This is a genomic window from Myxococcus sp. MISCRS1 (assembly GCF_026626605.1).
Taxonomy (GTDB): domain Bacteria; phylum Myxococcota; class Myxococcia; order Myxococcales; family Myxococcaceae; genus Myxococcus; species Myxococcus fulvus.
In genome coordinates this window covers 4,610,093-4,629,152 of record NZ_JAPNKB010000001.1, presented here as the reverse complement: position 1 = coordinate 4,629,152, position 19,060 = coordinate 4,610,093, and the positions used below count along the sequence as shown (strand labels likewise).

Genomic DNA, 19,060 nt, shown 5'->3' with positions numbered 1-19,060 from the left:
AAGGGGGACGGGTGCCCGTGATGGGAGGGGCGCGTGGGCCGGAAGGCCCGCGGGTTCCGGGAGAGGACGTGCATGAAGCTGGATGACCTGGTGCTGGCGTTGACCGTGTCGCTGCTCCGCGTGGAGAAGGAGCGGTGGCTGGACGTCCTGACCCGCCTGGAGACGGAGCTGGGCTCGGGGTGGACGCTGCGGCTGTTGGAGGTCCCAGGCACGTACTCGGTGGGCGCCCGCACCAGGGAGGGACGCGAGCTGCCGCTGGAGGCGTGGCGCGAGGTGCTCGACGGCGAGGAGCTGGTGAGCGTGCGCGCCATGGACCTGGGCGGCATGGGCCCCGGCGAGATGCCGGACCACGTGGCCGCGGCCTTCGTCAACTCGGAGGCGCTGGTGCTCGACGTGCGCACCCAGCGCGGCAACAACCTGTACCAGCTGGAGGTGGTCTTCAGCAGCGCGTCGCTCATCACCCCGCGCCAGTTCGTGGACTTCGCGCGCGCCCAGCCCCACCCCGAGAAGGTCCTGGAGGCGCTCTCACGCGTCATCACGGACTCCAATCTATTGAACCAGCGCCCCGCCGTCGCTCCGTCCCAGGTGGCCGACTACCTGGCCTCGCGCGAGGGCTCCGCGCTGTTCGACCTGCTCGGCGGAGACCTGCTCAAGGAGCTGCAGTCCGCCGTGCTCCGCGGCGGCGCGCAAGTGGCGCTCACCGAGGCGTTCCAGCCGTTCTTCCGCACGCTGGACCCGGACGACTTCGAGCGGAGCCTGCTGCCCCCGGAGCGCCTGTCGGAGTTCGTGCCCTCCGACGAGCGCCTGTACCTGACCAGCCCCGACGCCGCGAAGGACTTCGCCACGCTGACGGACGCGCAGCCCTTCGCGGAGCAGGTCTGGGCGCGCGCGGCGGAGAACCTCAACCGCTTCCTGCCGGAGGGCGAGTCCCCTCACACCGGCGAGACCCTGCGCGTGCTCCTGCGCGAGGGCCCCGAGGAGAAGACGCAGGGCATCCCCATGGGCAACCTCATGGAGGAGCTCCAGATGACGTGCAAGGCGCGCGGCGCGGAGCTCCTCATCCCGGACGGCTTGCGCGAGCGCGTCAAGTCCATGGGCCCCACGAAGGAGGAGCGCGCCCGGGACCCGGGGATGATTCCGGAGCGCGAGCGGCTGCGGCTGGCACCCAATGACGCCCGCTACCAGATGTATCTCTTCAACGCGCTGAAGGTGGCGCGCTCGCCGCTGCTGTCGCCGCGCGCGACGACGGACACCCGCGCGGAGCTGCTGTCGAGCCTGAGGGACACCGAGGAGTTCGCCGCGCGCAAGGGCTCCCCCTTCGCGGAGGCGTTCCGGCTGGCGCGCTTCGTCCTGGAGAACACCGGCTTCCAACTGCGCGACGCCACGCCCGAGCGGCTGGCCGCCGTGCGCGAGGCGCTCCGGGCCGAGGGCCTGGGCGAGCGCGCGTGGGACGTGTTCGAGCGCCGCTTCTCCCTGGTGACGCTGTTCCAGGTGTTCCCCTCGTCGGAGGAGCGCCTGCGGGGACTCTTCGCGTGCTCGCTGGCGGACGTGTTCGGCGGCATGGGCTCGTGGAACGACGAGTTCTTCGAGTCCGACGAGGACCAGGCCTGGTACGAGCGCGTCACGCAGCGGCTGTTCCGCGCGCTGCGCGAGTTCTTCGTGACGATGGTGAACGCGCGCTGAAGCGCTCAGTCGTCGCGGTGGACCGTCTTGGGGGAGAAGGCGGGCAGGCAGATGGCGACGTACTCGGCGCCCTCGGCCTCCGGGGTGCTGTAGCGCACCCACTCGCCGGGCTCGCAGATGACGGCCTGTCCGCCGCGCACGTCGAGCACGCCGCCCTTGTGCTCCACGCGCAGCACGCCCGCGAGCACCAGGGTGATTTCCTTGAACTCGGGCCGCTGCCCCGGCTCCTCCCACCCACCGGGGCTGTTCATGTGAGCCACGCTGACGTCACCCGTGCGCGTGGTGGCCTTGCCCACGAACTCGTGGATGAGCTTCGGCTTGTTGCCCACGGCTGTCACGCGCAACGGGGCGGGAATCAGGGTTGGCATCGAGCGCTCCGGGTCGGGGTTCTCGGCGAAGGCCGCACACTACCGCACGCGGCGCGCCTCACCCACCTCTTCGCTCTCGCCCAACAGCCCCCACACGTCGAGTCCAATCTGGGCCGGCGGCCGGTAGTCCGCGAGCCGGGGCATGGGACTGGGCTGTCCGGGCTCGCCCATCATGTCCGCGAACTCCAGCCAGCGCCCGTCCGGCGCGGTGACGCGCAGGATGTAGTCCCATTCGAAGGCGTCGCTGAAGATGACGAAGCACCATCCGTTCGAGCACACGAAGGGCACGCCCCCGCTGGGCGCCTCCTCCGCGCGCAGGCGCTGCGCGGTCGGGATGGTGACCTCCTCCTTCTCCAGCGCGTACAGCACGGCGAGCACCTCGTCCTCGGTGAGCTTGTGCTCGCTCGGGTGCTCCTGGAACTCCAGCCGGTTGCCGAACGGGTCCTCGCCGTGGAAGCGCCGCACGTCGGGCACCTCGTGGCTCCACTTCACCGGCGCCTTCGCCTGGGACAGGCGCTCGGCCAGCAGGTCCAGGGTGAGCACGCGGAAGGCCGGGTGCGCCTTCTTCGCGGGGACGAAGGGCTCCTCCACGCCCAGGTGCAACCCGCGCCCGTCCGGGAGCTCGAACCAGAGGCCGCCGCGTTTCGCGAGTTCTGGCGGTTTGGGAATCTCTCTCAGTCCCAACAGCTCGCCGTAGAAGGCGCGGGCGCGGGGCTCACCGCCCGGGGGCATGGCGAGCTGGATGTGATCAAGCCCTCGAATCATCGCGTCGCTCCCCCTGTCGAGGGGCATGAGTCTGCCTGGACTCCGGGTGCGGCAGAAGGCCCTCGTCGGCGCTGGCGCGCGTGGTTGCCTGCCCGCGCCCATGACGCGCATCGACGGAAATCCGCGAGGTTCCGCCCCTATTGACGATTGGCAGGCGACTTGAAATGGAAGGTGGAGGGGGCGCAGTCTGCCCGTCACCGACACCTCTGTCGGGCCCATTTCCTATCAAGGACGCGTGATGCTTCCCGTCATCCTCGCCCTGCTCTTGTCGCAGACGCCGCCCGCCGCCAACCCGCGCCAGCAAGGTGTGCCCATCGGCAAGGGCAAGACGCTGCCGACGGTGCGCCTGAGCGCGCCCTCCGGCGGCTGGACGGTGGACCGCATGATGCTCATCGAGGGCACGGTGAGCGACGCCACCATCGACCCCGTCGTCGTGTCCATCAACGGCGACCGCTACCTGATGCGCACGTTCAACGGGCGCTTCAGCCGCAGCTTCCCCGCGGCGAGCGGGAAGAACGTCGTCACGGTGATGGCCACGAACCAGGCGGGCACCGCGCGCGCGCAGGCGACCAGCTACGCGCAGGTCCCGCCCGTGCCCTTCAAGGTCATCCTGACCAGTGACACGGATGGCGTGTACACGGACCTGCACGTCTACGAGCCCACGGACTCGAGCGTGAAGGATGGCTCGCTCACCATCTCGTCCATGGCGCACGTGTACTGGGCGGACACGGCGAGCCCGTCGGGAGGGACGTTCTACCTGAACTCGCAGGGCGGTGACTTCGACCAGCCCGCGTACGGCCCGTACCTCTACATCCACCGCGCGCCGCCCAAGGGCGTGTACCTGGTGGCGACGAACTACTGGCCCAGCGGCGACAAGGCGCACACCGTGGCCACGCTGAACCTGTCGCTGTTCGAGGGCACGCCGCAGGAGGTTCGCCGCATGGTGCGAATCCCGCTGGCGACGCCGGGCACCACGCGCGTGCTCGCGTGGGTGAACGTGCTCGGGGACGGACAGGCGGAGGTCTACGTGCCGTCGTCGGACCCCAAGCCCACGCGCGCCGGCTGGCCGAAGAACCTGGCCGAGGCGCTCAAGGAGCTCCAGTCGAACGGCGACAGCGGCGGCGGCGAGGGCGACTACTGACGCGTCCGTGTGACGCGCTCCGGTCCTCCGTCATGCTCGCCCTGCCTCTCATCCTGCTCGTGAGTTCCTCCGCGCCCGTGTCCCTCGGGGCGCCGAGGGATGTGTCCGCGCTCGCGCCGCAGGCGGGCTCCGCGTCGCACGCGGCACCGTGGGAAGCGGCCGCGCTCGTGGCGCACGCGGCACCGCGAGAGGGCTTTGCGTCGCATGCGACGTTGAGGGATGCCTCTGCGCCGCTCGTGGCGTATGCCGCGCCGCAGGCGGGCTCCACGCCCGCGGCCACCTCGGGGACGCAGGCCGTGCTGGTCCCAGCGCCCGAGTCGCGCGACGTGCTCCTGCGCCGGCAGGTGGCGCAGGTGGCGCTCGCGCAGGTGCGCAAGCAGGACCCCGCGTGGCATCCGGACCAGCGTGACTGCGCGGGCCTCATCCGCTTCGCCGTGCGCACCGCGTACAAGCGCATCGCCCCCGCGCGGCTGGAGACGCCGCTGTGGACCGACGCGCGCGGCGCGCCCACCGACTTCGCGGACGCGGAGACGCTGGTGCGCCGCAACCTGGTGCTGCTGGGCCGCGACGACGCCACGCGCGAGTCGCTGCGCACCGGCGACGTGCTCGCGTTCCTCCACGAGCATGACTCAGGCCCCGTCTTCCATCTCATGCTGGTGGTGCGCCCCGAGGACCGGGCCCACGCGCCAGCGCGTGTCGTCTACCACCCGGGGGAGAAGGGCGCCCAGGTGCGCACCGGGCTCCTCCACAATCTCGCCGACGAGGCGCCGCGCGAGTGGCGCCCCGTGCCCTCCAACAACGCCTTCGTCGGCTATTTCCGTCTCAAGGAGTGGATGCCATGACGTCTGTGTCGAGCCCGCCTCCGGGCACGCCGCCGCCCCCGGCGAGCCCTCCGCCCCGCTCGGGCCCTCCCAAGGGAGTGCTCATCGGCGCGGGTGTGGTCGTCGTCGGCGCGCTGGTCGCCGGCGCGTTCCTGATGGGCCGTCGCACCGGTTCCACCGGCGGCGACGGCACGCCCCACACGCCCCTCATCACCGGCGCGAGCGCCAACGGCTCCGTGCCGCCTCCCGAGGTGGACGGCCTGCCGGAGCCCACCACGGCGGACATGGAGGTGCCTGGCTCGGGCGCGCCCCCGGCCGTGTGGCTGGACGTGCACCACCCGGCCAAGGTGCGTGACGCGCTGGCGCGCAACGCGTGGCTGCGCTCGCAGCTCTCCCAGCCCCTGGGCCAGGGCTTCGTCGGAGGCTGGGCCGCGTTCTTCGGCTCCACCGGCGAGGACCTCAAGGCCGACTTCAAGGGCGCGGTGCTGGACCTGATGCTCGGCAAGCTCGGCGACACGCCCTTCCGCGTGACGTGGTTCGCCGGTGACGCGCGCGCGAGCACGCCCGCCTTCATCGTCCCCGGCTCGCGGACCTCCATGGTCTCCGCCTACGACGTGCTGGACTCGGTGGCGAGCCGCGGCACGCTGACGGCGAAGACGTGCCCGGGCGGCACGCCCGCGCCGAAGGCGGACGGCGTGGAGCTCAAGCGCTGGCTGGTGGCGGAGCAGACGCTGTGGGCGGCCAAGGTCGCCGACCGGGTCGTCTTCGCGCGCCACCCGGTGGCGGTGCTCCAGGGCCTGTGCGCGGACCTTCCGAAGCTCGAGGCCAGCGACGGCGTGGACGTGGAGCTGGGCTTCCAGCCGCAGACCTTCGGCCGTGACGCGCACCTCTTCACCCACGTGCTGGGGCTGTCCGAGGACACGCGCCTGCAGTTCGGCGTGGAGGGCGACCGGCTGGTGGGCCGTGGCATCGCGGGAGCGCTGATGGAGGGCACCGCGCGCCTGGACACGGCGCCCCTGTCCGACGAGCTGCTGAAGCTGGTGCCCGAGGAGACGCCGGTGCTGCTGGCCATGCAGCTGAAGCTGCCCGAGACGCTGACGGCCGAGTCGCTCAAGGCGTTCTGGGCGTCCGGAGGCGAGGGGCCCACGCGCACGCGCCAGGTGGCGGTGACGTGGACGCCGCGGGGCGACGCGTCGCTGCCGCAGGAGGTGGCGGTGCTGTGGGGCCGCGCGGAGGACGCGCCGGCGCTGGAGGCCATCTTCACCGGCGGCAGCCACACCGTGCAGCGGGCCACCCTGTGCAATCACGTGGTGCTCGCGTCGAGCGAGTCGGAGATGAACACGCTGCGCATGTCGTGCTCGGGCAACAAGCCCAGCATGCTCGCGGCGGCGGGGCCGGTGGTTGCGGGGCTGCGTGAGCCCACCTCGCTGTCCTTCGGGGTGAACCTGGGACGGCTGTTCGGCGGGCTCACCATGGACGGGTACCTGTCCGAGTCCCGCGTGGGGCGTGGCGCGCCGATGCAGAAGGCGACGCCCCCTGAAATCGAAGCGGCGCGGCGCGACCTGGAGTCGCTGCCGTACCTGGGCCTGCGCGGCACCGTGCGCGGCGATTCGTTGGTTCCTGGAGGTTTCGGGTCATGAGGATGGTAGCTCGACTCGCGGTACTGGCGGCGGTGGCGCTGTCCGGCGTGGCGATGGCCAAGCCGCTCTACATCACCGTGCCGCGCGCCTATGGCAGCGGAGAGCCGGTGGCGGTGGACGTGGCCTTCGAGGACAAGGGGCCCGTGGAGCTGCGTGTGCTCAAGCCGGACAACCTGGACGCGTTCATCCGCGCCCAGGGGGATTTGCGGCGCGCGTACCAGACGCCGCCGACGATGAACAACCCGGGCCGCGCGCTCAGCCGCGGCGTCAACGCGGTGACGCTGCCGGGGCACTGGCTGCTCAACTCGCTCAACGTGGGCTTCCGCGACACGGTGAACGACGCGCTGCCCGAGGCCGCGGACGTGCCGGGCTCCAGCGAGCCGCTGGCCAAGGTGTCCGAGGGTCCCAAGAAGCTGGTGGGTGTGCCGCCGGGCTTCACCGTGACGCGCAGCCAGTGGCTCAACCTGGACCTGGGCGGCGCCGAGCGCGACTTCAACGTGCCGGGCTTCAGCTCGGGCGGGGGCTACGGCTTCCAGGAGCGCCGCGTGTTGCTGGCGCCGCTGCCCGCGGGCACCTACGTGCTCCAGCTGGTGCAGGGCCTCATCGAGGGCCAGGTGGTGCTGGTCGTCACGGACCTGACGGTGCAGCTGAAGCAGACGGACAACGAGGTGCTGGTGCGCGTGGCGGGCAAGGACCAGAAGCCCGCGGTGGGCGCGCAGGTGCAGGTGTTCCTGTCCAAGGGCAAGGGCCCCACGGGCAAGACGGACGCGAAGGGCGAGGTGCGGCTGGAGGTGACCGAGCCGCGCATCATCGCCACGGCGTCGGCGGGCGGGGACACGGCGATTGTCGACACGGACTTCTACTCGACGCTGGCGGTGACGCCGGACGTGTTCATCTACAGCGACCGTCCCATCTACAAGCCGGGCCACGAGGTGAAGTTCCGCGGCGTGGTGCGCCAGCCGGACACGTTCCTGGCGCGGCTGTTCACGCCGAAGAAGCGCGAGGTGACGGTGAAGCTCATCTCGCAGGAGGGCCGGGCCCTCACCACGCGCGCGTCGGTGGACGAGTTCGGCGCGTTCAACGGCACGCTCAAGGTTCCGGACGACCTGGGCACGGGCGTGCTGCGCGTGTCGGCGGAGCTGGACGGGCAGCCGCACCAGGGCGAGGCGCGCGTGCAGGACTACGTGAAGCCGACGTTCTACCTGGAGGCGGAGCCGGAGTCGGAGACGGTGGTGCCCGGCCAGGCGCTGCGCGTGAAGGTGCGCGCGCGTCGGTACGCGGGCGGCGTGCCCGATGGCGCGAAGTACGAGGTGTTCCTCTACCGCAGCCTGCTGGACGCGCCCGCGTGGGTGGATGACGCCGGCAAGGGCGGGCAGGGCAGCGACGTGACGTACGGCTCGGCGTCCAGCACCGAGGGCAAGCTGAGCGTGCCCGAGCGGCTGTACTCCTCCGTGGCGGAGCGCGGCGCGAGCGAGGACCCGTGGGCGAGCGCCACCGCGTTCAGCGCGGAGGGCGAGGCGCAGATTGAAGTGGCGGTCCCGGAGCTCAAGCCCGGTGAGGAGCGGCTGCCGTACCGGTACTCGCTGACGGTGCGCGCGCGGGATGACCAGGAGACGTTCGCCAACTCGACGACGTCGTTCTTCCTGTCGAAGGTGGAGGTGCTGGGCACCGCGCGCTACTCGGACGCGGTGGTGTCCAAGGGCGGCGAGGCGACGCTGGCGGTGCGCGCCACCACGCTGTCGGGCAAGGCGTACGGCGTCACCCAGGGCGAGGTGGAGTTCGTGCTGCGCCGCGCCGACGGCTCGGAGAAGAGCCTGGGCAAGCGCTCGTTCACCACGGCGGCGGACGGCACGCACCGCGAGAAGGTGCCGACCTCCGACGTCGGCGCGGTGCTCTCTCGCGTGACGGTGAAGGACAAGCGCGGCGAGGTGTGGCAGGGCGAGGAGTCGCTCTTGGTCATCGGCTCGGCGGACGAGGCGGTGGCGCAGGTGCCCAACCTCACGCTGGCCTCGCTGTCGGGCACGCTGGAGCCGGGCGACACGGCGCGGCTGGTGGCGCTGATGCCGGATGGCTGGGGCGCGGGTGGGCGCGACGAGGGCCCGGTGTGGGTGACGCTCGCGGGGGCCACGCTCTTCGACACGCAGGTGGTGGCGCTCAAGGGCCGCACGTTGGTGCACAGCTTCAACGTGGAGAAGCGCTTCGGCGGCGCGGTGTACGCGTCCGTGGCGTACCCCACGTCGACGGGCCGCTGGGAGGAGCGCACGGTGGCGTTCCGGGTGATTCCGCGCGAGCGCACGCTCACCGTGGAGCTGCAGCCGCGCCGGGCCGAGGCCACGCCGCTGACGGAGCAGACCATCGACCTGCGCGTCACGGATTACGAGGGCAAGGGCGTGGTGGCCCAGCTCTCCGTGGGCGTGGTGGACAAGGCCGTCTACGCCATCCAGTCCGAGTTCCGTCCGCGCGTGCTGGACTTCTTCTACCCGCCGGCGCGCAACAACGTGTCCAACTTCTACTCGGCGGAGTTCCAGGGCTACGGCTACGGCGAGGCGCTGGCGCGCAAGATGGCGGGCCTGCCCGACCATGCCTTCGCGTCCATCAAGCCTCCGAACCGTCAGGCGAAGGACCTGGAGAAGGACACGGCGCACTGGGACCCGTCGGTGGTGACGGACCGCGATGGCCGCGCCACGGTGCGCTTCACGCTGCCGTCCAACCAGACGCTGTGGGTGGTGACGGCGGTGGCGGCGGACACGTCCGGTCGCTTCGGTGAGAGCACCTCCGAGTTCGCCACGCGCGGCGGGCTGAACCTGTACGCGGCGCTGCCGCAGTTCCTGCGCGAGGGGGACGAGGCGCTCGCCTCCATCCGCCTGTCCGCGGGGGAGAAGTCGCCGGCCAGCCAGCTGCTCGACGTGAAGCTCGCGTCGGCGGGCGCGCTGAAGGCGGACCAGTCCCAGCACAAGGTGGAGCTGGCCAAGGGCGGTGAGAAGGTGCTGCCGCTGACGCTGCGCGCCTCGGCGACGGGCGACGCGCAGCTGCTGGTGGACGTGGCGGGCGCGAAGGACCCGCTCAAGGACCGCAAGCTGTTCCAGGTGGAGCCGGCGGCGGTTCAGGACGTGGCGAAGGTGAGCGCCTGGGGTGGCGGCGCGCTGGAGGTGCCGGCGGCGAAGGAGGCGACGCTCGCGAGCGTGGAGCTGGTGCTCCAGCCGTCCATCGTCGACGCGGCGCTGTCCAACGTGCGTGAGCTGCTCACGTACCCGTACGGGTGCCTGGAGCAGCTGGTGTCCACGACGGTGCCGAACGTGGCGGTGTACCAGGTGCTGCAGCAGGCGGGCGCGGTGGCGAAGCTGGACACCGACACGCAGGCGCTCTTGGCGGAGGCGCGCAGCCGCTCGGTGCAGGGCACCGCGCGCATCCTCAACCTGTCCGTGAAGGGCGGCGGCTTCACGTGGTTCGGCGGCTACGAGACGCCGAGCCTGCCGCTCACGCTCATCGCGCTGGACGGCCTGGCGTACGCGGCGGAGGCGGGGCTGGTGGAGCGCACGGACCCGCGGCTGGTGGAGAGCGCGCGCTGGCTGGAGGCGCAGCAGGACCTGTCGCCCGAGTACGACGCGACGCGCGCGTACGTGCTGGCGCGGCTGGACGGTCCGAAGCAGGCGGCGCGGGTGCGCGCGCTGGTGGAGTCCTCCGAGTCTGGGGAGCTCTACCCGCTGGCGCTGGCGGTGCTCGCGGCGGAGAAGGCGGGCGTCATCAAGGAACCGGCGCTGCAGGCGCGCATCAACGCGCTGGTGAAGCGCAGCTCCGAGGGCTTCACCACGCTGGCCGCGTACAAGCCGGGCCAGCAGCTGGAGCAGTCGGAGGCGTTCTTCCGCTTCCCGTTGCGCCGGGTGGGCCTGACGGCCATCGCCGCGCATGCGGCGTCGTTCGGCACGCTGGACATCACCCGCGCGCGCCGTCGCATCCTGGAGATGCTGTCGGAGCCGGACCTGTCCACGTTCGACCGGAGCACGGCGCTGTTGCACTCGCTGTGGCTGTTGGAGCGTGACGCGAAGGCGTTCAAGGGCATGACGCCGCCGGAGGTGAAGGGCCTGAAGGGCGCGGTGAAGTTCTCGCCGCGCGGCATGGGCCTGGTCGCGACGCTGCCCGCGGGGACGCGGACGGTGGACGTGGGCGGCTTCGACGGCGTGGCGACGCTGCAGGCCACGACGCTCACGCCGCTCTCCGCGGTGCGCGAGCAGTCCGAGGGCATGTCGCTGCAGCGCGCCTACTACGCGCTGCGCGAGGGAGGGAAGGTGAAGCTGGGCGCGGGCGACACGGTGGCGCAGGGCGAGGAGGTCTACGTGGAGCTGACGATGGACGCTCGCGGCGGCAACAAGGTGCGCTCGGCGTACTACGTGGTGGAGGACGCGGTGCCCGCGGGCTTCGTGGCGCTGCAGGAGGACAAGGCGTTCCGCGGTCCTCCTCACTCGCTGCCCCTGGTGCCGGAGGCGCTCAAGCGCCGGGTGCTGAGCCCGGAGCGCGCGACGTTCTTCTTCGAGGAGCCGGCGTGGTGGAGCGACAGCCCGCGCACGGTGGGCTACGTGCTGCGCGCGCAGTTCCCCGGCACGTTCTCGGCGCCGCCCGCGCGCATCGAGGACATGTACGCCGCGAGCATCCGGGGCCGCACGGCCGCGGACTCGCTCAAGGTGGTCCCGTCGAAGAAGGGCACGGGAGACCTGTAGTCGATGGGGTGGGCTTCCATGGTGGCCGTGTTGCTGGCGGCCACCCCCACCTTCGTCACGCGAGGTGACGTGACGCCCGAGTCGGAGCTTCGCCGCGAGGCGGAGGCCGGCTGGGCGTCGCTGGAGGCGGTGTATTCCGCGGAGGCGGGTGGGGCGCCGACGAAGGCCCCGGTCTCCATCCTCCTCCAGCGAGGCGCGGCCCTGTCCCCCGAGCGCAACGCGCAGGGTCGGCCGGGGCTCGTCGAGCTGCGGCAGAACACGCCCGGCGTGTTGGATGAGCGGCTGCGCGTGGCGCTGCGGCACGAGCTGGCGCACCAGCTGCTGTGGTGGGCGTGTCCGCAGTCGAGCGAGGACCGGCTGTTCCACGAGGCCTTCGCGGTGGCCGTGAGCGGTGAGCTGCCGGCGTGGCGCGAGGGCGGCTATCAGTCCCTGTCCCGCGCGGCGTCGGAGCTGGCGTCGTCGCCGGCGGTGGACTCGACGCGGGCACGGCGGGCGCTGGCGCGGCTGCTCAGTGAGTCGGTGGGGTTCCCCAAGGCGCTGTCGCGCCGGCTGCGTCAGTGTCACGACGGCGCGCGGTGGGTGGTGCCGCTGTCCATCGACGAGCTGGCGGAGGTGGAGGTGCGCGCCGCGGGGCCGGCCACGGTGGTGGTGAGCCGGCACTCGGGTGAGGTGCTGTTGTCGGAGGGCGAGGCGCGGCGCGCGCTGCCGTATGGCTCGGTGCTCAAGCCCTTCGTGTACGCGGCGGGCGTGGGGCACCCGGTGCTGGCGCCGCGCGTGGACGTGCAGGAGTGGAGCTGCGGGCCCGGTCTGCCGGCGAAGGTGGACGCGCGCACGGCGCTCCTGCGCTCGTGCAACGGGTACTTCCTGGACTGGGAGGCGGCGGGCTCGGCGCCCAGGGCCTTTGGTGCCTGGGGCCCGGTGCTGTCCGCGCTGGGGCTGACGGGGACGCCCGCGGACATGGCGGACATGGTGGGGCTGCGCTCGACGCTGTCGCTGTCGCCGTGGGGCCTGGCACAGGCGTATCGGCTGCTGGCGGAGGCGCGGCCGGACGTGCTGGCGTTGCTCGCGGACAACGCGGACCGGGGGACGCTGGCGGAGCTGCCCGCGTCGAAGGCGCTGTCGGGCGTGGCGACGAAGACGGGGACGGTGCGGGACGCGGCGAGCCGTCCGCAGTACGGCTGGATTGCGGCGGTGGACGAGGACCTGGTGGTGGTGGCGGTGCGGCCGGGGAAGATGCCTCGGCATTTCGCGGAGGAGATTCCGGCGGCGCTGGCGCGCGCGCGCAAGCAGGCGGGAGTGGAGGCGGCGCGGGTGCAGGTGCTGGGGTTGGTGCCCTCGCGGGAGGTGGAGGCGCGGTGTCCGGGCGTGGCGTTCTCGGTGGACGGTGGCGTGCCCAGGCCCTCGCCGGGGGAGTGGGCGCGGCTGGAGGCGTTGACGACGAAGGGCGCGGCGGTGTGCCTGGGCGCGCCGTGGCGCGTGCGCTTCCCGAAGGGGCCGGAGGAGGGGCGCGACTATGCGGGCGTGTTCTCCTGGTCCCCACCGCCGGCGTACCGGCCGCCCGAGGGGGTGCCCACGTCACCGAGCGCGATGAAGGCGCGGCGGGGCTCGGACTTCGTGTTCCGCACCACGCGGCTGCAGTACACGGCGGGCGTGGTGGCGGCGGAGGACGTGACGCTGAAGGGCGAGCCGCGCGTGGCGCTGGCGCGGGTGGTGGCGCACAACGAGCGGCACAGTCGACACCCGGGCCGCGCCGTCTGCGACACGACGCACTGTCAGGCCTTCCGGGGCACGGTGCGCGTGCAGCGCGATGACGCAAAGGCGCTGGGGATGCCCGCGCTGAAGTGGAAGGAGTGGCTGCTCTTCTCGCAGGGCGGCGAGGAGCCGTGGAAGCAGGAGCGTCCGCGTGGCGAGGTGGAGCGGCTGCTCGGGCGCGGGCTGGTGTCGCTGCGCTTCGAGGCGGGTCGGGTGAACTACCTGCTCACCGAGCGCGATGGGACGGCGACGTACGAGGAGGGGCGCTCGCTGCCGTGTGAGCTGTTGCGCTCGGGGTTGAAGCTGCCGTCATGTCCACGCACGGCCTCGTTCAACGGGAGCGTGCTGGTGTTCGAGGGACGCGGACGGGGACATGGCGAGGGGCTGGACGTGGAGGCGGCGAAGGCGAGCGGCCTGCGCAGCGATGCGATTCTCGAGGCGGCCTATGGGAAGAAGCGCCCGGCGCCTCGCGACGTGGATGGGGAGTAGGAATGGATGCGAAGACGTTGGACGGGATGGGTCGGGAAGTGTCCTTCGAGGAGCTCGCGGAGCGCTTCAAGGGCCACGACATGCGGGACTGGCTGCTGGAGAACCGCACGCTGGTGAGCGAGGAGCCCAGGCCTCGGCTCCTCGAGGGCGGCCTCCACGCGGACCACGACCTGACGACGGGGGATGGGCCCTGGGTGCTGGTCATCGACGGCGACCTGGTGACGACCGGTGACCTCGTCTGCACGACGGACGACTACGCGGTCAGCACGTTGTTCATCACGGGCCAGCTCCAGGCCCGCAACATCCGCTTCGAGAGCAGCGCGCGCGTGTCGGTGGACGGCGACGTCGTGGCGTCCGGAGTCATCGTCGGCACGGGTGGCGATTCCGAAGCGAGCCTGGGCACGAGCAGCACGCTCACCGCGAGGGCCGTGGTGCTCGACTCGAACACGGCCATCTGGGCCAAGGCCGGCAAGCCTCGCTCGGTGCCCGAGGCCTACCGCACGCTCATCGTGGGCGGCAAGGGCTGGCAGTCCTTCACTCCGGACGTCGACGTCGGCGACCCGGAACATCACAAGCAGACCTTCGTCCCTGAGGTCATCCGGGGCGGGGTCCTGGATGCGTACAAGACCTGGTCTCATGTGCGGACGGGCGGCGGCCCGTTCCTTCCCGAGGTCGAACAGGCGCTGAGGCAGAAGAAGGGGCTCTGACCTCAGGCCGCGGACTGGAGGCCCGGCGACTTGGGGAACACGAGCGTCGCGCGGGTTCCCTTCTCGGCGGCGTGCTGAAACGACAGCGTGCCGCCGTGCGCCTCGACGATGCGGCGCACCAGCGTGAGCCCCAGCCCGACGCCGCCTGTCTCCCGCGCGCGGCTGCGGTCCGTGCGGAAGAAGGGCGTGGTGAGCTGAGGCAGGTCCGTGGCGCTCACGCCGATGCCCCGGTCCTCGACCTCCAGCCGCACCGTGTCCCCGTCCTCGGCGGCCCGCAGCGTCACGGCGCTCCCCGGCTCCGAGTACTTGCGCGCGTTGTCGAGCAGGTTGTGGAGCGCGCGGCGCACCAGCACCGGGTCCACCTCCAGCGTGGGCAACGCTTCGGGCAGCTCCAGCGCGAGCGGGCACTCGGGCGCGGTGCGCTGGAAGCGCTCGGCGGTGTCCCGCAGGAAGTCCGGCAGGGACACGCTCACCCGCTGTACGCGCGGCCCTGGCTGTCCCGCCTGGTTCGTCTCCAGGTCCAGCCGCGCCATCTGCATCACCCCGTCGACCAGCTGCTGGAGCTCGCCGATGTCCCGACGCAGCTCCGGGAGTCGGGTCGCCAGCTCCTCGGGCTGACCGTCCTCGACCAGGTCCAGCGTCACGCCCAGGCGCGCCAGGGGCGTGCGCAGCTCGTGGGAGACGTTGGCCATCAGCTCCTTCTGTCCCCGGATGAGGGCCTCCTTGCGCGCCGCCATCTCATCGAAGGCGTGGCCCAGCATCGCCACCTCGTTGCGTCCCTTCAGGTTCGCGCGCGCGGACAGTCGACCCTGGCCGAACTCGCCCACCACCTTCGTCAGCCGCTCCAGCGGAGACGCGATGGCGCGCGCGAGCGGAATCGACAGCAGCGCGAGCACCAGCAGGACGACGGTCACCACGAGCCCGAGGAACATGTAGCTGCGCCGGGTCGCGGAGGCCTCGCGGAGCATGTAGCCATCCAACGTGGAGCCTCGCCACGTGAGCGTCACCCAGAACAGGGTCCCCTCGCGTGTAATCCAGCTGTAGCCCAGCCGGATGGTCTGCCACTCGGTTTCATCGAGCATGCGCGGGGGAGGATTCGCCGTGCTCCGCCGCAACCGCCCCTGGACGTCGAACAGGGTGATGTGGTGCCCATGCTCCGCGACGATGGACTGCATCAGCGGCTGGAGCTCGGGAGCATCCGTCGGCGCGAGCTTCACCACCTGCTCCAGCTTGTGGTCCAGCTCCTTGATGCGTCCTCCGCCCTGGGCCTCGATGGCCTCGGCGACGATGCCCAGGGCGATGACGGAGCCCCCCAGCATCAGCAGGCCATACAGGTAGATGCGCCAGAACATCCGGCGCGGGCGCAGCTGCTCGGAGAGCTTCATGACTCCTCACCCTGCTCCAGCACGTACCCCACGCCGCGCACCGTCTTGAGCATGCGCGGGTTGCGTGCGTCGTCCCCTAGCTTCTGGCGCAGCCGGGACACATGCACGTCGATGGCCCGGTCCACGGGGCCGTCCGGGTCGCCGCCCTTCGCCAGCTCCAGCAGCTGCTCCCGGGACAGCACCCGGCCCGCCCGCTCGGCGAGCCCCAGGAGCAGCGTGAACTCGTGCCGCGTGAGCGCCAGCGGCTGTCCGTGCAGCGAGGCCCGCATGGCGCTCCGGCTCAGCGAGAGGCCACCCACGCGGACCACGTCGCGCGTGGGGCCCAGGTGCCCCCGGCTGCGGCGCACCAGGGCCTGGATGCGCGCGAGCAGCTCCCGCGAGGAGAAGGGCTTGGGCAGATAGTCATCCGCGCCCAGCTCCAGCCCCATCACCCGGTCCGCCTCCTCGCCGCGCGCGGTGAGCATGAGGATGGGGACCGCCGAGCGCTCCCGCAGCTCCCGGCACACGGTGAGCCCGTCCTTCCGGGGCAGCATGATGTCGATGAGGATGGCGTCGAACGCGCGGCGCGAGGCCTCCACCAGCCCCTGCTCCCCGTCCCGCGCGAGGCAGGTCTTCACGCCCTGGCGCTCCAGGTACTCGGCGGTGAGCCGCGCCAGGTGCGCGTCGTCCTCGATGAGGAGCACTTCGATGGCGGAGGCGGGTGACGAGGCCATGGGTCCAGTCTAGTTCCGCTCGGCGCGAGCGCCCGAGGTCAGCAGCTGCTCCACCCACGCCCGGGGATGCAGCCTGCGCAGCTGCCACACGCTCCCGTCCACCAGCCACTGCCCCCACTGCGCCGGGCTCGAGGGGCGGCGCCACAGGTCGACCAGGGCGTGGTGATGCACGGACAGGTCCGTCAGCGGGGCGCGGGCCACCGCTTCGGCCCAGGCCTCGGCGCGGGGACGCTCCCGCAGGGCGGCATACGTCGACGCCGCCACCAGCAGGCAGCCGGCGAGGGCCAGGAACACGGCGCGGGACACATCGGTACGGCAGGTCTGACACAGGGACATCGACCACCCCCAGGACACTTCGGACCGCTCGGGATGGTGCGGACTCAAGCCGCCCGATGTCGCGTGGGTATGTGGCGAATGTAAACGATTGTAACGACGGGACGGGCACACCCTGTCTCCGGATGGGGATTGGCGCGTCGGAGCGGATGGGCCCTGGTCGCGCGCAGAGGGGCAGTCCATCCGTCTTGGGGAAGGCGACATGCCAGCCCATCCGCTTCGAGTCTCGCGAGTCGGGCAGGCCGTGGGGCGGGTTGCTCCTCGGCGCGGGAGGTTCGGCGCGGCTGGCATGGGGGGTGTTCTCGGGGGGAGGGGCACCCGAGGCGGCGCAGGCCACGGTGCGGGTGAACGCGGGCGCGGAGCTGCCCGGTCCCCGCCGCTGTTCGTCCAGCACGTCACCATCGAGAGTTCGCAGGGACCCGGCATCGTGCTCAACGGCACGGCGGGGTTCGCGGAGGGCTCCTCGGACCTGAGCATCTGGGGCGCGGGGAACGAGGCGCGGCCCCATCCGATGATGGTCAACCCCAACGCCCTGGGGACGCTGCCCGCGGGGACTTATACGGGCAACGTGGAGGACACCGTCTACGTGGGGCCGTCCATCGCGTCGTCGTCGGTGTACTACCTGGGGGCGGACGCGACGTTGAGGGATTTGCGGGTGCCGTATCGGCTGGAGGGGCTCCAGGTGGGTGGGCCGGATGCGCCCGCGAAGCTCACCATCGAGGCGGGCGTGGAGCTGCGCTTCGAGCCGGAGACGCTGCTGCGCGTGGTCGACGCGAGCAGCACGCTCGTCGCGGCGGGCACGGCGGTGAAGCCCATCGTCTTCACGTCGGCGAGGGAGCACCCGACCGCGGGTGCCTGGGCGGGCATCGCCTTTGACGAGCTGAACCCGGAGGACCGGCTGGAGTCCGTGGTGGTGCGGTACGCGGGCGGGCCGTGTCAGTGCTCGGGGTTCGGGTGCAACGACCTGCCGGACTCGTTCGACGTCAGCTCGGCCCTCCTGGTGTTCAAGGAGTCCGTGGCGCCGTTCCTCGCGAACGCGCGCATCGAGGACAGCGCGGGGCATGGCATCCTGCGCGGGTGGGATGGCGCGGACGTCGACCTCGCGGCGAGCACCACGTTCGCGCGCATCGCGGAGTGCACGCAGACGGCGCCGAAGGACGCGGGCGGCCGCTGCCCCTCGGAGCCGCCCGCCTGCCCGCGCAGTCCGTGACGGAGGGCCGGGCTCAGGGGCAGGGCGTGCCGGGGTCCGCGTACTGGCAGCGGTCCGCGTACGGGTACGTGTAGGCGTGGCAGGCGGTGGGCAGCGGCACGGCGCGGCTCGCGAGGAGCGGGCGCACCTGCCGGCCCCGACACGCGAGCCAGGAGCCCTGGCTCCGGTCCGTCCCGAAGGCCACGTCCCGGGCGGCGGTGTCACCGGTGAAGGCGTAGACGGCGAGCGCATGCAGGGGTCGCCAGACGGCCTGGCGGTCCTGGCTGTTGAGGACGTTCTCCGGGTTCTGGGTGAGGCTCGCGCGGGACATCGGCACGGTGTGCGTGGCGTTGAGCCCGCAGCCACACGCGTCGCTCACCACCGTGTGCCACGCGCGCTCCAGCCCCGTGGGCAACTTGTTCCAGAGGTCCTGGACGGCCGTCGCGTGGTCGTTGACCTCGTCGTCCGCGTACACCTGGATGACGGCGCGCACGTCGGGCGGCAGCGTCGCGTAGTCGCGGCCCCACGAGTACCAGGGGGCCATCGAGAAGAGGAACCGCCCGTTGCTTCCCCAGCCACGGTCGACGAAGCCCCGGCGCGCCATGTCCGGTGTCGCGGCGCCGCCGTAGCTGTGACCGAAGAACCCCACGCGCGTCAGGTCGAAGCGGCCCTGCTGCTGGGCGACGGCGGCGAGGAAGCCCTGCCACAGACAGTCGTAGCGGGCTTCGTTCGGACGCTCGACGTCCGGGGTGAGCGGGTAGGGGACGAAGACCACGGCGTAGCCCTGGCTCGCGAGCATCTGGAACAGCTCGGCGTACAGGTCCGCGTCCGTGGCGCCGAACGCGTGCGAGAAGAAGAGCACGGGAACGGTGGTGAGCCCCGTCGGGCGATAGGTGATGACCTGTCCGCGTGCCACCGGGTGCGGATTGGCCACGCGCTCCACGGTGACGGCGTGGGGGCCAGGGACGCCCCAGTCGCTCACCGCGGTGACGAGTGTCCCGGGCTGCGGCTCGACACAGGGCGTGGGGAAGGGAAGGGTGGAGCAGACGCCCGCGGTGATGTCCTCGCCCTCCGTTCCGGCGTCAGCGGTGGGGCCCACGGACGTGCCGCCGTCCGCGGGGAGGCCTCCATCCTCCGGGAGGCCGGCATCCGGGCCCGTGAGGACGACCTCGTCGGAAGGAGGGCCCTCCGAGCCATCCGCTGACGAGGAACACGCCGAGACGAGGGACACACCGAGGAGGGCAAGCAGGCGAAGGCGGGACATGTCGAGGCTCCGGATGTCCCCATCAACCCGCGTGCACCCGATTGGTTACATGCGACCCGGAGGAATCGCACGCAACCCGACACGACGACGCCGGA

The 19,060-nt window shown here is 71.9% G+C and carries 14 protein-coding genes; 8 read left to right on the top strand and 6 right to left on the bottom strand.

Annotated features, from left to right (window positions below):
- The first annotated feature begins 72 nt into the window (after positions 1 to 72).
- The gene (locus OWM54_RS18055; protein ID WP_267698313.1) at positions 73 to 1,683 is read left to right on the top strand and encodes a hypothetical protein; all 1,611 of its coding nucleotides are present in this window, start codon (positions 73 to 75) and stop codon (positions 1,681 to 1,683) included.
- A gap of 5 nt (positions 1,684 to 1,688) precedes the next feature.
- Here the strand turns inward: OWM54_RS18055 and OWM54_RS18050 are convergent, their stop codons facing one another.
- Both OWM54_RS18050 and OWM54_RS18045 read right to left on the bottom strand, forming a co-directional pair.
- Positions 1,689 to 2,051, bottom strand: a complete 363-nt coding sequence (locus tag OWM54_RS18050) for a cupin domain-containing protein (protein ID WP_046710723.1) — start codon at positions 2,049 to 2,051, stop codon at positions 1,689 to 1,691.
- A gap of 39 nt (positions 2,052 to 2,090) precedes the next feature.
- Positions 2,091 to 2,843 (bottom strand): hypothetical protein, encoded by a 753-nt coding sequence (locus OWM54_RS18045; protein ID WP_267698312.1) that lies wholly within the window; start codon positions 2,841 to 2,843, stop codon positions 2,091 to 2,093.
- Between the two features lie 211 nt (positions 2,844 to 3,054).
- On the opposite strand from OWM54_RS18045, the gene OWM54_RS18040 reads away from it, so the two are divergent.
- From OWM54_RS18040 to OWM54_RS18015, 6 genes are read left to right on the top strand one after another with little or no spacing between them, the layout of a single operon-like run.
- Positions 3,055 to 3,957, top strand: coding sequence for a DUF2135 domain-containing protein (locus tag OWM54_RS18040; protein ID WP_248543256.1), 903 nt, complete (start codon positions 3,055 to 3,057; stop codon positions 3,955 to 3,957).
- Between the two features lie 32 nt (positions 3,958 to 3,989).
- Positions 3,990 to 4,799 carry a DUF1175 family protein gene (locus OWM54_RS18035; protein WP_267698311.1) on the top strand — a complete coding sequence of 270 codons (810 nt, stop codon included), beginning with the start codon at positions 3,990 to 3,992 and terminating at the stop codon, positions 4,797 to 4,799.
- A complete protein-coding gene (locus tag OWM54_RS18030; RefSeq protein ID WP_267698310.1) occupies positions 4,796 to 6,418 on the top strand; it encodes a hypothetical protein in 1,623 nt (540 codons plus the stop codon). The genes OWM54_RS18035 and OWM54_RS18030 overlap by 4 nt, the downstream gene beginning before the upstream one ends.
- The gene (locus OWM54_RS18025; RefSeq protein ID WP_267698309.1) at positions 6,415 to 11,133 is read left to right on the top strand and encodes an MG2 domain-containing protein; all 4,719 of its coding nucleotides are present in this window, start codon (positions 6,415 to 6,417) and stop codon (positions 11,131 to 11,133) included. Before OWM54_RS18030 ends, OWM54_RS18025 begins: the two co-directional genes overlap by 4 nt.
- Positions 11,134 to 11,136: 3 nt before the next feature.
- Complete coding sequence (locus OWM54_RS18020) at positions 11,137 to 13,374, top strand: hypothetical protein (protein ID WP_267698308.1); 2,238 nt, start codon at positions 11,137 to 11,139, stop codon at positions 13,372 to 13,374.
- Between the two features lie 2 nt (positions 13,375 to 13,376).
- Positions 13,377 to 14,081, top strand: coding sequence for a hypothetical protein (locus OWM54_RS18015; RefSeq protein ID WP_267698307.1), 705 nt, complete (start codon positions 13,377 to 13,379; stop codon positions 14,079 to 14,081).
- 2 nt (positions 14,082 to 14,083) lie between these two features.
- Here the strand turns inward: OWM54_RS18015 and OWM54_RS18010 are convergent, their stop codons facing one another.
- From OWM54_RS18010 to OWM54_RS18000, 3 genes are read right to left on the bottom strand one after another with little or no spacing between them, the layout of a single operon-like run.
- Positions 14,084 to 15,466, bottom strand: coding sequence for a sensor histidine kinase (locus tag OWM54_RS18010; RefSeq protein WP_267698306.1), 1,383 nt, complete (start codon positions 15,464 to 15,466; stop codon positions 14,084 to 14,086).
- A complete protein-coding gene (locus tag OWM54_RS18005; RefSeq protein WP_267698305.1) occupies positions 15,463 to 16,179 on the bottom strand; it encodes a response regulator transcription factor in 717 nt (238 codons plus the stop codon). The genes OWM54_RS18010 and OWM54_RS18005 overlap by 4 nt, the downstream gene beginning before the upstream one ends.
- A gap of 9 nt (positions 16,180 to 16,188) precedes the next feature.
- Positions 16,189 to 16,515 (bottom strand): hypothetical protein, encoded by a 327-nt coding sequence (locus OWM54_RS18000; protein WP_267698304.1) that lies wholly within the window; start codon positions 16,513 to 16,515, stop codon positions 16,189 to 16,191.
- Between the two features lie 424 nt (positions 16,516 to 16,939).
- On the opposite strand from OWM54_RS18000, the gene OWM54_RS17995 reads away from it, so the two are divergent.
- Positions 16,940 to 17,722 (top strand): hypothetical protein, encoded by a 783-nt coding sequence (locus OWM54_RS17995; protein ID WP_267698303.1) that lies wholly within the window; start codon positions 16,940 to 16,942, stop codon positions 17,720 to 17,722.
- A 13-nt stretch (positions 17,723 to 17,735) separates the two neighbouring features.
- Here the strand turns inward: OWM54_RS17995 and OWM54_RS17990 are convergent, their stop codons facing one another.
- Entirely contained in the window at positions 17,736 to 18,965 is a 1,230-nt protein-coding gene (locus OWM54_RS17990; protein WP_267698302.1) for an alpha/beta hydrolase family protein, read from the bottom strand.
- Between the last annotated feature and the right edge of the window lie 95 nt (positions 18,966 to 19,060).

Coding starts and splice junctions, on each gene's coding strand:
- OWM54_RS18010 (WP_267698306.1), bottom strand. CDS start 15,466: ATGAAGCTCTCCGAGCAGCTGCGCCCGCGCCGGATGTTCTGGCGCATC.
- OWM54_RS18020 (WP_267698308.1), top strand. CDS start 11,137: ATGGGGTGGGCTTCCATGGTGGCCGTGTTGCTGGCGGCCACCCCCACC.
- OWM54_RS18005 (WP_267698305.1), bottom strand. CDS start 16,179: ATGGCCTCGTCACCCGCCTCCGCCATCGAAGTGCTCCTCATCGAGGAC.
- OWM54_RS18055 (WP_267698313.1), top strand. CDS start 73: ATGAAGCTGGATGACCTGGTGCTGGCGTTGACCGTGTCGCTGCTCCGC.
- OWM54_RS18040 (WP_248543256.1), top strand. CDS start 3,055: ATGCTTCCCGTCATCCTCGCCCTGCTCTTGTCGCAGACGCCGCCCGCC.
- OWM54_RS18035 (WP_267698311.1), top strand. CDS start 3,990: ATGCTCGCCCTGCCTCTCATCCTGCTCGTGAGTTCCTCCGCGCCCGTG.
- OWM54_RS18050 (WP_046710723.1), bottom strand. CDS start 2,051: ATGCCAACCCTGATTCCCGCCCCGTTGCGCGTGACAGCCGTGGGCAAC.
- OWM54_RS18025 (WP_267698309.1), top strand. CDS start 6,415: ATGAGGATGGTAGCTCGACTCGCGGTACTGGCGGCGGTGGCGCTGTCC.
- OWM54_RS18000 (WP_267698304.1), bottom strand. CDS start 16,515: ATGTCCCTGTGTCAGACCTGCCGTACCGATGTGTCCCGCGCCGTGTTC.
- OWM54_RS17990 (WP_267698302.1), bottom strand. CDS start 18,965: ATGTCCCGCCTTCGCCTGCTTGCCCTCCTCGGTGTGTCCCTCGTCTCG.
- OWM54_RS18030 (WP_267698310.1), top strand. CDS start 4,796: ATGACGTCTGTGTCGAGCCCGCCTCCGGGCACGCCGCCGCCCCCGGCG.
- OWM54_RS18015 (WP_267698307.1), top strand. CDS start 13,377: ATGGATGCGAAGACGTTGGACGGGATGGGTCGGGAAGTGTCCTTCGAG.
- OWM54_RS18045 (WP_267698312.1), bottom strand. CDS start 2,843: ATGCCCCTCGACAGGGGGAGCGACGCGATGATTCGAGGGCTTGATCAC.